Source organism: Rhodothermales bacterium (assembly GCA_013002345.1).
Lineage (GTDB): Bacteria > Bacteroidota > Rhodothermia > Rhodothermales > JABDKH01 > JABDKH01.
Genome location: JABDKH010000196.1, coordinates 33940 through 49409, shown reverse-complemented (window position 1 = coordinate 49409; position 15470 = coordinate 33940). Strand labels below are relative to the sequence as shown.

Annotated in this window: 10 protein-coding genes; 4 read left to right on the top strand and 6 right to left on the bottom strand. The window is 56.6% G+C overall.

Translation table 11 applies throughout. From position 1 onward, the window contains the following. Positions 1-25: 25 nt before the first annotated feature. On the bottom strand, positions 26-652 hold the full coding sequence (locus HKN37_10045; GenBank protein NNE46987.1) for a phosphatidate cytidylyltransferase: 627 nt from the start codon (positions 650-652) through the stop codon (positions 26-28). A 100-nt stretch (positions 653-752) separates the two neighbouring features. On the opposite strand from HKN37_10045, the gene HKN37_10040 reads away from it, so the two are divergent. Both HKN37_10040 and HKN37_10035 read left to right on the top strand, forming a co-directional pair. Then, complete coding sequence (locus HKN37_10040) at positions 753-3146, top strand: T9SS type A sorting domain-containing protein (protein ID NNE46986.1); 2394 nt, start codon at positions 753-755, stop codon at positions 3144-3146. A gap of 1 nt (position 3147) precedes the next feature. Next, positions 3148-3876: an RNA pseudouridine synthase gene (locus HKN37_10035; GenBank protein NNE46985.1), complete on the top strand. Its 729-nt coding sequence runs from the start codon at positions 3148-3150 to the stop codon at positions 3874-3876. Between the two features lie 3 nt (positions 3877-3879). Here the strand turns inward: HKN37_10035 and HKN37_10030 are convergent, their stop codons facing one another. Beyond that, positions 3880-4167 (bottom strand): hypothetical protein, encoded by a 288-nt coding sequence (locus HKN37_10030; protein ID NNE46984.1) that lies wholly within the window; start codon positions 4165-4167, stop codon positions 3880-3882. 247 nt (positions 4168-4414) lie between these two features. On the opposite strand from HKN37_10030, the gene hemH reads away from it, so the two are divergent. Both hemH and HKN37_10020 read left to right on the top strand, forming a co-directional pair. Next, positions 4415-5671, top strand: a complete 1257-nt coding sequence (gene hemH, locus HKN37_10025) for a ferrochelatase (protein NNE46983.1) — start codon at positions 4415-4417, stop codon at positions 5669-5671. A 4-nt stretch (positions 5672-5675) separates the two neighbouring features. Then, positions 5676-6131, top strand: a complete 456-nt coding sequence (locus HKN37_10020; GenBank protein NNE46982.1) for a hypothetical protein — start codon at positions 5676-5678, stop codon at positions 6129-6131. 13 nt (positions 6132-6144) lie between these two features. On the opposite strand, the gene HKN37_10015 is transcribed toward HKN37_10020, so the two are convergent. The 4 genes from HKN37_10015 to HKN37_10000 all read right to left on the bottom strand — a co-directional run bounded on the left by HKN37_10015 (position 6145) and on the right by HKN37_10000 (position 15396). Further along, positions 6145-6855 carry an ABC transporter ATP-binding protein gene (locus HKN37_10015; GenBank protein ID NNE46981.1) on the bottom strand — a complete coding sequence of 237 codons (711 nt, stop codon included), beginning with the start codon at positions 6853-6855 and terminating at the stop codon, positions 6145-6147. After that, positions 6845-8404 carry a hypothetical protein gene (locus tag HKN37_10010; GenBank protein NNE46980.1) on the bottom strand — a complete coding sequence of 520 codons (1560 nt, stop codon included), beginning with the start codon at positions 8402-8404 and terminating at the stop codon, positions 6845-6847. Before HKN37_10010 ends, HKN37_10015 begins: the two co-directional genes overlap by 11 nt. Before the next feature lie 187 nt (positions 8405-8591). Then, entirely contained in the window at positions 8592-10709 is a 2118-nt protein-coding gene (gene rnr, locus HKN37_10005) for a ribonuclease R (protein ID NNE46979.1), read from the bottom strand. Next, positions 10699-15396 (bottom strand): hypothetical protein, encoded by a 4698-nt coding sequence (locus HKN37_10000; GenBank protein NNE46978.1) that lies wholly within the window; start codon positions 15394-15396, stop codon positions 10699-10701. Before HKN37_10000 ends, rnr begins: the two co-directional genes overlap by 11 nt. Between the last annotated feature and the right edge of the window lie 74 nt (positions 15397-15470).

The window sequence follows — 15470 nt, the reverse complement described above, 5'->3', positions numbered from 1 at the left end:
TACACATCTCAGTGTATGTATCATCTTATATCAGGTTTGGCACATATTCGATGAGTGCGAGTGTCAGCGCGACCACCAGCGGCACGCGGATGTTGTCATTCAGCGGCCACGGTAACGCCTCCGCCAGAGCACCGACGATGACAGCTGGAATCGCACTCCACATAGAAAGTCCGGGGAAGGTGGCTGCCGCGAGCGTTCCAACAACAATAAACGCGACCGAACCTTCAATAGTTCGCGAGCCTCCGGGCCACGTGTGTCGCCCGATTCGCTGTCCGACCAGAGCGGCAAATGCGTCGCCAAGAATGAAGATCAAAAAGGATGCAGCGGCGATCTGCAGGGGAAACAGCGCGATCAAAAGCGCAAACGAAATAACTACCCACGTGGCGCCATTGATGACAATACGTCCACCTTCGGATTCCTCCGACGGGCGCATCATGAAACCGAACCATCGCTGGATGAAGTCCTCGAATTTTCTGTTTCGCGACCGGAGAACGTCGGCACAAACCGCCAGGATGGCTGTCGGTAGTGCGATCATCAACGTGATCCGCTGGCCCCATTGTACCGCGAGCAACGGCACGACAGCCACCAACAGGTGCAGGACCTTGCGCGGAACCTCTGCCGCTGACCTATTTTGTGGCGCTGAGTCTGACAAGGTGTTCGTTAAGTGGGCGCATACTGACGTGGGGCAACAATGATCGTAGCGGGGCACGGTGCTATTCGAACTGCGACCGAACAGTCCGGAGACCAAACTGATGTCATATCTGCAAGATAGCAGGCAGACGACTCGTGGGCACAAACCCGCGAGGGTGGGATCGCAGCGTTATGTGTGGATCGTGCTGGCTGCATTTGTGTTTGCATTTGTCTGGTTCGGACCATTGCTCTCGGCTGCTCAGACTAGAGCTGGCGACGACTTTGTGTTTGACGATACATCGGTTCCCGTCGTGCACATCACGATCAATCAGGTCCACCTCGACGCCCTGTTCCTGCCTGGAAATCAATATAGTGATGAGGAAAAACCCGCGACCTTTGCGTTCATGCGAGGCGTGGATTCCGTAACCGTCGACAGTGTCGGTTTTCGCTTCCGGGGAAATACCTCGAGGGACGCGGCGAAGAAGTCATTCAAGGTCTCGTTCAACACGTTCCGACGGGGCCAGAAGTTCTTCGGCCTGGAGAAACTAAACCTTAACGGAGAGCACAACGACCCATCCATAGTGCGGTCGAAGATCGGCTGGGACCTGTTCAGATCTGTAGGCGTGCCTTCTTCCCGCGCCAATCATGTTCGTCTGTATATCAACGGCCAGTATTTCGGGCTGTACGTCAATGTCGAGCACGTCGACGAGCAGTTTCTCCAAAGAGCGTTCGGAACCGATGCGGGCAATTTGTACAAGTGCCTCTGGCCGGCGGACCTCGCATGGCTGGGTAGCGATCCCGAACTGTATCGGCAGTCCGGGGCAGACAGGTCGCCGTACGACTTGAGACTTAAGGATGACCAGTTTGAGGGATACGACGATCTGGTTCACCTGATTGACGTCCTCAACCACTCGAGTGCTGCCGACTTTCCGGGTGCGATCCAGGATGTCTTCAACGTGAACGGCTTTCTTCGTGCACTGGCCGTAACCGCGTTGACCGGAAGCTGGGATTCGTACTGGTTCCTGAAGAACAATTACTACCTCTACTCGAATCCAGACACGGGTCGATTCGAATACGTGCCCTACGATTTCGATAACATTATGGGGATTTGGTGGGAGGGGATCTATCCCGGGCTTGACTGGACGACGCGCAACGTTTACGCGTGGGGGCATCCGGATCCCGGGGAAGTTCGCCCGCTCGCCGATCGTATTCTGTCGGTCCCGGAATTCCGTTCGAGATATACACTTTATCTCCGAAGATTGCTCAGTGGATCGTTCGAGCCAGGTCCCTTGCACTCTCGCATACTTGCTCTTCGATCGTTGGTCGAGGACGCGGCGGTCGAAGATCTCTACCGAACGTTCGACTACGGCTACACTGTCGATCAGTTCAACGATTCGTTCTTCGGAGCACTCGGCGGACACGTGGTGGACGGCCTGTTGCCTTTCGTGAGTGAACGGGCGCGCACGGCCGCGACCCAGCTGGACATTGAAGACATTGTGCCGGTAGTGTCAGAGCTCATCGTGTCGCCGCCTTCGGGTCGACCGGGCGCGGTGGTCACGATTTCTGTGCGCGTCGAAGATGAAGATGCGCCGGATGTCAGGCTGTACCATCGTGTCGGCAGCGGGGTCGAGCAGGAGGTGCCGATGTCACTCCGGCCGGACCTGGGCGTAGATCGTTATGCGGCTGCCGTGACATCTCCTGAAATGCCGGCAACTATTGATTACTACGTGGTGGCGGTTGATCGTTCTGGCCAGCGCGTCACTACGGACATTAAGAGTATCGTTGTGCTTGGAAGCGTGTCTCTGCACATCAATGAGATCATGGCGTCGAACGTGATGACCGCCGTGGATTCTGCGGGCGAATTTGATGACTGGATCGAGCTCTACAACGGCGATTCGACGCCTGTGAACGTAAGTGGGTTTACGCTCACTGACGATCGAAATCGCCCGGCCAAATGGTCTCTTCCGGACACGTCGATCGCTCCGGGAGGTTACTTGATCGTATGGGCCGATGAAGATGGGACCCAGGGACCCATGCATGCGAATTTTCGACTTGCCAGGTCTGGCGAGTACGTTGGACTTTACGATTCGGCAGGAGTGCCACTTGACACGCTGACTTTTGGCGCACAGCAGCAGGATGTAGCATCTGGTAGAACGCCTGATGGCTCGGACACGTGGGCCTTTCTTGCCACAGCGACGCCGGGCAGGTCGAATTCGGGTGCCGTCGCGACCGATCGCACTGGCCGAATCAGTGGACGTGACCTGATCGTCTATCCAAACCCGTTTGTCTCCTACGTACGCGTGACCGCGAGTGGTGAGTTCGGAGGCATCTTCGAGATTTTCGATCTGCTCGGACGAAAGTTGGTGTCGTACGAGTCTGGTCGTGGTGCCGCCGCAGAGTTCCGATGGGATGGCGTCGCGGCGGATGGCTCTGCAGTTCCATCGGGCATATACTTCATCCGCTATTCAGGGCTGGATGGTATGGTGATGACGCGGTCGATGGTCAGACTACACTGAGATGCCGACGCCGTTTTCCGAGTACGTTCTATACTGCGACAATCACCTGCTCGTCGTTTGCAAGCCCGCCGGGATGCCGTCGCAGCGGGACCGTACCGGTGATCCTGACTTGCTGACAGCGGGGAAGGGCTACCTGAAGGAGAAGTTCGACAAGCCGGGACGCGTATTTCTCGGACTTGCGCATCGGCTCGATCGGCCGGCGTCGGGCGTGATGGTGCTGGCTCGGACATCCAAGGCGGCATCACGTCTGGGTCGTCAGTTTCTGGACCGCGACGTAGAGAAGCAATACGTAGCACTTGTGGAGGGTTCTGTCGTCGGCCAGGGGACGACAGAGGCCGGGTATTTGAAGAAGTCTGAGAGGGGAGTTGTGGCTGCTTCGAGGGGTGAAGAAGGTGCTCAGTATGCGGAGTTGGATTGGGAGAAGGTCAAGGAAACGGCGAGAGGGACAATAGTAAACGTACGTCTAAAGACGGGTCGGAAGCATCAGATCCGTCATCAGTTGGCTCGGATCGGACATCCTATTGTGGGCGACATGAGGTACGGTGCGACCCGGGAATTCGATGGACGCAACCTTGCCCTGCACTGCTATTTGCTGACTATCGACCATCCTACGCTCGGGCATGCCATGTCCTGGCAAGCGCTCCCACCGCTCTCGTGGGGCAGCGAGAGGGAGGACTTCCGGGAATGGGTCGATCGCGGAGCCAACCCAGGCGAATGGGGCGGCATGTAGATGCTAGGTGCGGTAGGTGTCGACGCCCTTGTTGCACTCTGACGCTCCCGGAAGGACGCAGGCACCATCCGATCGGAATGGATCCAACACAATCGGGACGAAATTGTACGTTTCGAAGGTACCCCTTCCTCGCCGACCCGCAACGGAAATAGCCCTGCACAGCCGTCGGTAAGCCGTGGGTCCCACCACGATAAAACCCGCCTCGGCACCTTCTTCCTGGAACTGCCTGATCTGTCCGTCGATGAAGTCGAGAATCTCTTCCTCGCTGGGAGAGTGTTCGATAATCGTCATTCCTGTTTTACCGCCGGATAACCCGGGTCATCGGTTTTATCGCGAAATCCACCGAAAACCCACTTGTTCTGAATACGCACGCGCTTTTACGAATGTAATCTCGCGTACGTAACCGTGCAGACATGAGGTTGTTTGTCCCCCAGCCCCGCGTATGTCGTCGATACGGACGGCCACGTCGCGAGGTCCTCATTATCGCCGGATAGCGGCCGATATGAGAACCATAATCGATCCATCAAACCCGTCATCGATGACACCGCGCCAGTTCCTGCAGAGGTTTAATCCCGACGATCGTCTGGCCACAGGGCGGTACTTCCCATCGGGAGGGTTGGCCCTGGGCGGTGACGATCATGTCGGTGTGGTGCTGCTGGGTCTTGGTGGACCGAATGATCGTTCGGAGTTGGAAGCCTTCCTCTATTCACGGTGGATGGATCCGGTGCTTGACTCGAGGGGCCCCGTGCTTGGGCGACACCGACTCGCAAACGTCGCCGCACGTGCAGCGGCGAGATTTGTGTGGCAGGACTATGAAGAAATCGGCGGAGAATGCCCGGCCAATCGACTGGTTCGCGAACAGGCGTCGGCCTTGCAGGAGGAGCTGAACGAACGACTGGGACCCTATACCGGCGCAAGGTTTTCCACGTATATCTCGATGCGACACGGGTCTCCGTCGAGTGAAGATGCGCTGGCGGAGATGCGGGCCCGCAACGTGAACCGAATAGTTCTTGTCCCTCTATATCCGCAGTATTCGATGAGTACGACCGGGACCTCATTGGCGTACTGGTCGACGTTGATGTCTCTGCAGACAGAGGGGACAGCACCTGCTTCTGCTGTCCTTGAGTATTCCGCACATCCAAAGTATCTGCAAGCTGTTTCGGAGCGGATGGATCAGGCGCTACAGCGCTTCCCGAAGAGGGTCCGTCGCAACGTTGAGATAGTCTTCTGCGCCGAGCACGCATCGACGCACGGGCCGTTGCATGACCATGATTCTCTGTGCGAGCTTGCGCATACGACCGTCAGTCGGCTGGGCACGATGCGCAATGATTCGAGACCATACAATGTAGCGTGCTTCTGTCCGGGCGTACGGCAGGGACGACGTGATCAACGCGACATGCGGCGAGTGGTACAGCGGCTGGTTACAGAAGGTGCTGAAGCTGTGATGGTTGTCCCGCTGGGCGTGGCCACGGACGATGTTTGGACGGCGTACACGCTGGATATTCTACTACGACAAACGGCAGGGGAGCTGGGAATTGGTTCCTACGAGGTTGCGTCGGGATTGAATTGTCATCCTCTCTTTATCGCATCTCTGGCGGAAATGGTCGGTGCCCAATTCTCTGACGCGACGGCCTCTGCACTTTCCGAGTCGGCAGGTGAGACCGACGATAATACTCGAAGGCACCCTGTTCGCAAGCGTGATTCGGAGCGCTCACCCGGTTGTCCAACTTGCCACGGTCCGGTAAAGGCCCACGAGTGGAGTTCCACGCCTCGTCGGGGCAAGACTCTGGGGTGAGCAAATGTCTGCAGTGAGTCCCTACGACCACGTGTTGCGGACGCTTGCCGCTGTCCCTCTTCCCGAACAAGTACTTCTCTTCGGCGAATGCGATGAACCGCTGGCATCGCAGATATCCGCTCTGGGTTTCGACATCGAGTGTACCGACTGGTGGGACAATGATTCGTCAACCTCCGGCCTCGAACCTGAGCATTTCGGATGGATCATCGCGACTGCTGCCGAGCGAAGTCTCCTGTGGTGGGAGTCCGCGCTCGAGCGTGTCAGGCCGCTGCTTCGTTCGGGTGGATGGGTGATTGTTTGTGCGACTGACGTTCCGGACCCGGCCTCGTGGCATGACGATGATTCTGTCGCTCGGAGAGGGTTTGATTCGTCCGGATTCGCTCTTGCTGAAGAGCTGGTTTCAGTCCAAGAGAACTGTCATGTGATCGTCCGGCGCGTCGATCCCGGAATCGACGGCTGAACGACCATCAAAGTCAAACCGCTTCGGCCGAAAAATAGCGCTGAAGGTCGATGAGTGTTCCTTCGGATGTGTTGAGGTCGCGGACGATTCTGCCATTCTCAAGTATGGCAATCCGGCGACAGACATCGGTGACATGCATCAGGTCGTGACTTGACACGATTACGGTCGTCCCAAGTTTTTCATTGAGGGTCCTGATGTACGACTTGAGTCTTATCTGTGATCGCGGGTCCAGGTTTGCGAACGGTTCATCCAGCACGAGCAGTCGGGGAGCGGTGAACATGGCCGCAATCAGGCCAATCTTCTTGGCGTTACCCATCGACATTTCGCGAATGTACAGGCGTGTCTCACCAAAGACCTCGTCGGGGTAGAACGCCTGATAAGGCTTGAGTGCTTCAGCTGATTCCCTGGCTGAGAACCCGTATGAGTTCCCGACAAAGCGGAAGTACTCATCGGCGGTCAGAAACTCGATCAAGAAGCCTCGATCGAGGAACGATCCCGTCTTCGACTTCCATTCCATCGACTCTGAAGCCAGGTGGCCGTCGATGGAGACACTGCCATCTGAAGCACGCAACAGGTCTAGCACGAGACGGAGAAAGGTGGTTTTCCCGGCACCATTGCTTCCGACCAGGCCGAATGTCTCGCCGTCGCTGATTGTGAGATCACCGAGGTCAAGAGCGACCCTTGAACCAAACCGCTTCAGCAACCGGGGAATTTCAACTTGCATGCGTCCTGAATCCTCTGGCCATCTCGTATCGTTTCCGAGAGAGCCGGTCTGAGAAATAGTCTACCCAGAGATGAGAGCCTATCATGCTTATGGCACCCACAATCGATATCACCAACAGTGCAACGTTAAGCTTGTCGTCCAGCAAATATAGAAGTATTGTCGGAGGGACGGCCACCGGAAGCAGCCAGAACCAGTGTGCTGCAGAGAAGCCCTCGTAGTTGAAGAAACTTCCACCCTTCTGTATATCGACCCTTTTCCGATTTCTTATCGCCAGCAACATGATCAGCACACACGTGATGCCGACATTGTACATGAGGAAGGCGACGTGCAGCGGCACCAGCTCGGGTCGGAGTAGCGCGAAAACGGGCATACTGAAGAGGAAGAGTATCGCGCAAGAGGTCTGAAGCAGGATCAGTTTTGCCTTTATGATGTCGCTCACCTTGTCGTGCCGCACCAGCAATCCGTCGAAGAAGGTGCTTTCCCAGGCGAACATCAACTGACCGTAGTTGAGCGCAAAACCACCCGATGCGAACAATCCGATAATCGCACCGAAGATGGCACCGCGTGACGTAGCGGGGTTGATCAACAGAAACAGGAGGTAGGCGGTCGAGAACAGCACCGACATAATGAGATAATGTCGAGGGCGCTTATTGCGCCACATCATCTTCAATTCCAATTGTATGAGCGCCCCGACCGGTCCTGCTCCAAACAGCCGGTCGAACGTAGTCCATGCACGGCGTCTGGACACGCTACGATAGCTTGATGCCACCAGGGAGTTGTACAGGCTGAAACTCGAAAGGACAAGCGTGAATATTGCCGTGGCGGAAACCAGTAGCAGAAGGACAGCATCACTGTTCGCGAGTCCGGCGAAGAGAAACGTCGAGAAGTCGTTGACGATGAACGTGCTCAGTATGGTGTCGGCCGCGACCAGCAACCACACGAGGATAGCGAGGAATATGAAGACCAATTCGGAGTTCGTGAGCACGGAACGAATCCAGTTGTTCAGCAAGGTCGATATGCCCAGGCACAGCAGGATCGCGAATAGCCAGTAGAGCGCCCCGGCGGTCGTATAGGCCGGAAGTATGAACTGTGACCAGAACGGCAGTAGAAAAAGAAGCGGGTACAGGTTGTGAATCGTAAACAGGGAACTGCCCTGAAAGTAGGCAACCAGGTGCCAGCGCTTCAGAGGAAGATGCAGGTATGGCTGGAGTCGGAATCGGGGGCTTTTCTGGAAAAGAAAGCGTATTCCAAAGAGGCTGATGAAGACGCTCAGCAGATAGTCGTTGAACAGAGCTACCGGAACGTGTACGCCCAGGAGGATCGTGATACGATGAAAGCGGAGACCGGCAGTGACGAGGGCAAAGGCCATCAGCAGTCCAAACACGCCGAGCAATGCCCACGCAACCGGATTGGGCTGGTGTCGAAAATGACGAATCGCCTCACGGAGCTGGTTGTGCCCTAGCTTGGCTATCACCGCCAGGAATGAAATCGGCTGCGGTACCCGATCCAATCGTGCGGCGTCTGTTCGTCTTTCCTTAACTAGCTTCAACGATCCTGGCAGTGGTTATAGCAGTGGAAAACGTCTCGTGAGCACTTCAATGCTCTGATATGTCAAGTTCTGGGCCAAGGTCGGCGAAACCTCCGAATACCCCCAAATCGACCGAATGCCTCGATTCCAGGTTCCGATTCGACACGAAAACGAGACATCGCGTCTCGACCGGGGACTCGCGACCAGGTTACTCATCCGAAAAAAACAGATCGATTTCGCGCGTCTCCACGTTTGCAGCAACGATGACGATTCGCACGGCCGTCCCTGGCTGGTAGACGCGTGCGGACTCAACACCGCGAAGGCTAAAGCTCGCCTCATCGTACTCATAGTAATCGTCGTCCATGTCACGCACGTGGACCATCCCCTCAACAAGCAGGTCACTAATCTCCACGAACACTCCGAATTTCGTAACGCCAGTGACGACACCATCGAATGAATCGCCAAGGTGGTCGCGCGCATACTGAACCTGTTTGAGTTTGATCGACTCTCGCTCCGCCTTCTCCGCCCTGCGCTCGCTTTCCGAGCATGATTTGCAGACTTCCTCGAGCCACGCTTCGTCGACACTCGATGTTCCGCTGCTATACTGCCTGAGTAGTCGGTGGACCATAAGATCGGGATAGCGTCGGATGGGACTCGTAAAGTGAGTATAGTCCTCGAATCCCAGTCCATAGTGCCCGATGTTTTCTGTCGTGTAGACCGCTTTGGCCATTGCCCGCAGGGCTGCTTGCTCGATGACCGGTTCCTCTGGTTTCCCGGCCACCTGGTGCAACAGGTCGTTCAGGTCTCCGGAATCGATCGATCCATCCTTGATTCGAAGTCGATGTCCGAAAGCTCGTACATACAGGGCAAGACTCTTGATTCGTTCCAGGTCCGGCCGGTCGTGTACGCGGTACACGAACGGACGATTATCGAGGACGCGCTGTACGTGTCCCGCCACCGTCCGATTTGCGAGCAGCATGAACTCCTCTACGAGCCGGTTTGCTTCCATGCGCGTCTTGACAAACATCTCGACCGGATGTCCCCTCTCGTCCAGTCGAACCTTGACCTCTGGCATATCGAAGTCGATCGAGCCCTCGGCGAGGCGCCGTTTCGTAAGCACTCGAGCAATGGTGTTGGCCGCAAGGAGATCCCGTTCGAGCTGGTCCTCACTTGATCCGGCGTCGATGATTGCCTGAGCCTGCGCGTAGGTGAGGCGACGCTGCGAGTGAATCACGGAGGGCTGAAGGTCATAACTCAGTACGTCGCCGCGACCGTTCATCTTCATGATGCAACTAAACGCGAGTCGATCAACGTTGGACTGAAGCGAACACAGACCGTTCGACAATCGCTCCGGCAACATCGGTATCACGCGGTCAACGAGATACACACTCGTACCCCTCGATAGCGCCTCTCGATCGGTCGCGCTGTCCACTTGGACAAAGTGGCTTACGTCGGCGATGTGAACGCCGACCTCCCACGCGTCCGGCCCCATTGCTTCAATGTGAATGGCATCGTCGAAGTCTTTCGCATCCTCCGGGTCGATCGTAAACGTACGTTTGTCTCTCAGATCCAGTCGGCGATTTGCCTCGTCCGGGTCGATCGTATCGGGGATATCGCGCAATTCGCGTTCGACGTCTTCGTCGAATTCCGCTTTGACTCCCAGACTCATGGCAAGAGAGAGGACCTGAACTTCCGGTTCATCGGCGTTACCGATAACCGAGAGAACACGACCCTCCGGCGAACCATGCGGATCATCGAACTGGTCGATAGACACCTGGACCTTCTGGCCGTCGACTGCTCCGCCAAAGTCCTTTTTGTCTACGTAAATGTCGCGTATCAGCCTGAGGTCATCCGGATGAACAATCGCGAACTTACCGCGTCGCCGGAAGGTACCCACAGCATAAGTACGTCCGCGCTCTACGATTTCCATCACTTCGGCCTCTCGTCTCTGGCCGTCACGTGAGCCGGCCGCCGTCGATATCCGGACAGTGTCGCCATCGAGAGCGGTCTTCAGGTTTGATGGGCTGACGAAGTAGTCGTGGAGCGTATCCTCCACGGCGACGAAACCAAAGCCCTTTGGATTGACGGTGAGCCGCCCCACGGCCGTGCCGCCCGGCTTTCGATGTCTGTACTTTCCACCTTTCACGCGAGCGATGAGGGCCTCTTCGACCAGATCCTCCATCACTTCGCTGAACAGCTTGTATGTCTTGTTGTCTTTGAACCCAAGGGTCTTCGCGATCTCTTTGAATCGGAAACTGCGCTTGCCGTGGTTTCGGAGGAGGCCAAGTACCTGCTTCCGAATACTGTCGTGTTTGCTACTGACCATCTACCAATATCTCCTCAAGTCGTGGAACTACCACAACGGGTGTTGCCGAACTCCGAAATAGCTTCCGGGCTGTAACTGTATCGGGTCGATCGGCGTCTCTGTTTCTTCGTGGACGCATCCAACCGAACATTCGCTGAAAAAACCGCCTCCATGTTGGAAACTCGGTGCGATATGACACTCCGGCTCCCGCGGTGCTTGTCAGCGTGCGCACGAGGAGATCTCCTTCGCGTCGATAGAAGACCTCCACGGAGACGTGGTTGCTGACACGCACCTCAACGACGAACTCGCCTTGCAAGCTCTCTGCCGTCGAGGCTTCGGCGCCCTGATATACACCCTGGCCACGAATGACCAGTCGCTCATCAAGAAGGCGGAGAGCCACACCGTACGTGATGTCAAGCTCCTGCGATGTCTGGCCCTGGACACCGAAGCTGAAATCTACGTTGGGTAACGCCGTGCTCAAATACCGATTCAGCTGCGCCGCGATCAGTTGGGAGAGGCTGTTGAACGCGCCCGTTCCTAGCGCCTCACCACCGCTAGCACTGGCCGTCGTCAACGCGAATGAGTTCGTGAGCAAGACACTAGTGGCGTACTCTGTTGAGAGTTGCGGATTGTTCAGAATCGTTTCAAGGAATTCCTGATCCGAGGTGCTGCCGATCGTCTGACTGCTCCTGTCGATGCTCAGCGAGAGGGCAACTTCGGGGGCCGCCACTCTTCCGGTTATCTGCAGGTTGACGACGACAGGAATAAGTGAGGCCGAACCGTCGCCGCCAGCCTGCAATCCAGCTCGTGATGCTCTCGTCCTGAAAGCGGCGGGAATATCCAGTCTTGCATTCGCGGGATCACCGTCCCATCTGATCTCTCCGCCTTCTTCGATGAGGAACCGCCGCACGAATACTTCACCCGCAGTAAACAGGTAGTCACCGGAGTTCACCTGGAACGATCCGAACGTCTGAAATTCGCCTTCCTGACGTAGGATCTGAATCCTGCCGGAACCCACTCCATTGATGACATCACCGAGTAGGGGATCGATCACAAGATGGACTGTGGACCCGGGCGGCGCATCGATATTGAGCTCCATGTCCATTCCTTCGGTGAACCCACGTTCGCCGGTCGGACGGCCTGAAAGCAGATTGCGTCTTCGCGTTAGCGTAACAAGGTCCGGCATCTCACCGGTGGAATCGGCAAAGACAATGAACCCTGCATCGGAACTCTCCCTTGATTCTACAATCGGGATATACAGTTCGCTGCTTGATGTTGCACTCGCATTGGTGGCCCGCAGCACTGTCTTGGATAGAGGTCCGCTGAGTGTCGCGGTTCCGGACGCCCAGATGTGTCCATAGAATGGAAGTTCTCTGGAGCTTGCGACATCCATGATCTGAAACTCGTTCAGCTGGCCTTCCAGGTTGAAGGAGAAGAACTTGTAGTCGTTGAAGAGGATATCTCCACTCAATTGAACCGAGCCGTTCGTCTTTCCGACAACGTCGGCTCGCTTGACATGAATTCCGTATCTGTCGACCTCCACGTCAGCGGTCAGGGCCATCGCGAGATTGAAGCGCGGTACACGAAAGCGTCCCTCTACGATTTGCAAGCTTGCATCGAAGACGGGTCGCGACAGGTTTCCACCGATATGAACGCTGCCGGCCGTATACCCCGTCACGTTCTGCACGGTGCCCGGGAAGATATATTCGAAGAAGAAGAGATCGGCTCGATCGAGCACAGCGGTCAGGTCCAGAGATCCGGGGTCGGTTCGATTGCCGTTCGTATCGAACGACGGCAGGCTGAAGGTGCCCGCGACTTTCGCCTGGTTTTGAACTCGGGTACCTGCGGTACTATCGAGCGTCGTGGGAGAAAGCGTCAGGTCAAGGATGCCCTCAGCCGTACCCGGAGTCAGCGAACTCGACATCACCAGATCGCCCAGAATTCGCTCATCAAGCCCGAGGCCAATCACGGATGCTCTGGCTTCCACAACGGGCGTACCGTCCTGACGGGAGAGAGTGAATTCGCCGCCCAATCTCCCGGCCAGGCTCCGGTTCATGGAGAGGATGTTTGACACCTGAGCGAGATCGACATCGTCGGTTGTGATCAGCAGTCGGTCGGACAGTGAATTTGAAATACCGCCGCGCAACTCCACCCGTTGTCCGGGGATCGATCCGGTGGATGGATTTTGAAATGCCAGAAGCGAAGTACGTACGGAGTTCCGCGTAATGCGGATGGGAGACGTGTCGGTGAGCTCCCAATCATAGCCACCGGCACGCATGCTGAAGCGCCGGGGTGTAATCGCCAGTTGATCGGATGAAAGAGCAAGGCCGGCGGATATATCGAGAGGTCCGATCCGCTCACCCTGGCGCGCTGTGATTGTAATCTCGCCCGCCGTGTCCCGATATTCGAGTTCGACACCTATGTCGCGAATGCCGTTGCCCCCCATCGAAAATCGCTCGGAAGAGAATGAGCCAGCCACGGCGAGATTCTCTATCAAGCGAGAACCTTCATTCGTCGAGGCTGAGAACGAACCGGAATACCGGTCCAGCCGAATACGACCTACTTGCAGCGAGTCTCCATCCAGGCCGAGGCGAACGGAGGCTCTGGATCGGGCGAGATTCGCACTGAAGTCGGCTCTCAATGCCGCACTTACGTCGGGCCATGCCGGCAGAAAGGCTCCAAGTGTACCCGGATTCAATACCGAAAGCGAGCCATTCAGAACAACGGGCTGCGCGAGCTCTGGATCACCATCTATCGAATCAGCTGAGGCTGACAGCATCGCGACTGTCGCAGGCAGCTCTTCGTTCCGAGCGGCCCGTATTTGCTGTATCCAATGCCTCGTGAGGTCCGCGACGGTAGACAGCTGACCGCGCGCATTCAGCTCACCGGCCAGTACGTCGCCGGATATGAGCAGGGAAGAGATGCCGGTTTCGGGCCGGCTTAACTCCGCGGCAAGCGTGCCCGGGTCTATGTGCCGACTTCGCCCCGCAAATTCGACGAGCGAACTGTCGACCGAAATGGCAAACTCGCCGATGACATCATTCAAGTCGGACATGCTGATCTTCGCTTCACCTCGTGCCGTGATTGACGACGTTAGCGAGTCGATCGCCAGCAGCGGGCCAAAATCCATCCGGTCGACGCTGGCGTCAACTGCGTATCGATATGGTTTCTCGCTAATGTCCGCCTCAACCCGCGCCTCGGCGCGGCCGTCACCGCGTGAAGCCTGCAGCTCGCTCCGGAGGCGTCCGTCATCGAGAACCATAACCGCCCTCAGGGAGTCGACTGTCCTTGACATGATCGACGACTGGCCAAGGCTGAACTCTGCCGTCAACTCCATTTCTGCTGGAACAAATCCTCGCATGGACACACTCACGTCGCCGTTAATCGACGTGAATCCGCGGAGGCCCGGTATTACGCGGTCCAGTTGAAGGTCGCCGGAGAACAGGTTGCTTGAGATAGTCCATGCTTCACCGGTCGGATGGCTGGCCGTAACGCGCCCAGAGACTCGACCCGCGTCACCGCCTATATCCAGGAAGACGTCGCCCGAGATCGACGCGCTTTCGAACGGATCATGAATGACCCCCCGGGCAAGCAATGAAATATCGAGGCTGTCAACATATGTGCGATCAAGGGGACTGGTGTCGAGCAGGAGTTCTCTTAGCTCTTTGCGACGAAGGGTGCCACGAGTAACAGAGACTTCAAAGTCGAGGGAATCGGGAAGCCCAACCAGAGTACCATCGAGTGTCAGGTGCGACGCTCGGCGGGCCATGCTGAGCTCCTCAATAACCAGCGCTGATACAGGGCCCTGAACCCGAGCGACCACTGCCGTGCTGCTCCGAAATGGACTTTTGGGTAGAATCCGGCTGAGCTCGGTGTGATCAATCGGATCAGCCGTGAGACTGATATCGATTCGCGCATCACTGGCTTTCTCGCTCTCCAGGTTATCGAGCGCTCCACTGAATTGAACGCTGCTTCGCGGTGTGCTGATCGAGAATTGGTTTGCCAGGATCGTGTTGTCATTAAAAACAACCTGCCCCGTCATCTCCGACAGATCGAAGTTTCTGTCTTCGACACTTGCGGAAAAATGAATCAGATCAATCTGCGCGTCCGAAGGCCTCCAATCCAGAATTGAATGTAGAGTTCGGATCGCCAGACGAGAGTTTTCATAGTCAAACAAGGCGCCACTCTCTACGATCCTGGACGGTGGAGCCGCGCTTGAGGTTGACACGGATGACCCGGTAATTCGAAGGTCTCCGATTGCAATGGACCTCAGTCCGACGTCGGAGCTGTCTCGCACCGATCTGGATGCGAGAGCCTTCTGAAGATTCCACTCCCCCCCGACGTCCCGAACGAGGTTTGCATGCATCCCGAAAACGTGGAGGCGTCCCAGTTCTACACGCCCCTGCGCCAGTCTTCTCCAGCGCGGGCTCGCTACCAGTGAGTCAATGCGCACTACAATTGCGCCTTCGTCATCGAGCAACTCAACATCCCTTGCGATGAAGCGATAGACTAGATTGCCCGTGAGGGTGCCGATGCGAAGCGTTCCGTCTGCCTGACTATTAAAGCGACGTTCAATCTCAGACTTGAGAACGTCTCGCCCCACCTCGGTGCGTGTAGCGATGAAGAATCCGCCGACCAATAGCAGGGTAACTAAGAGGGCTATTCCTGCCGCTCCTCTGGGGATATGGATCAGCGGGCGAAAGGACACCGGACGCGTGGCGGGGTTGCGGGGATGTAGAGACGGTCGCTCCGCCTCTCCTTGATAACGACCAAGTGAGCCAA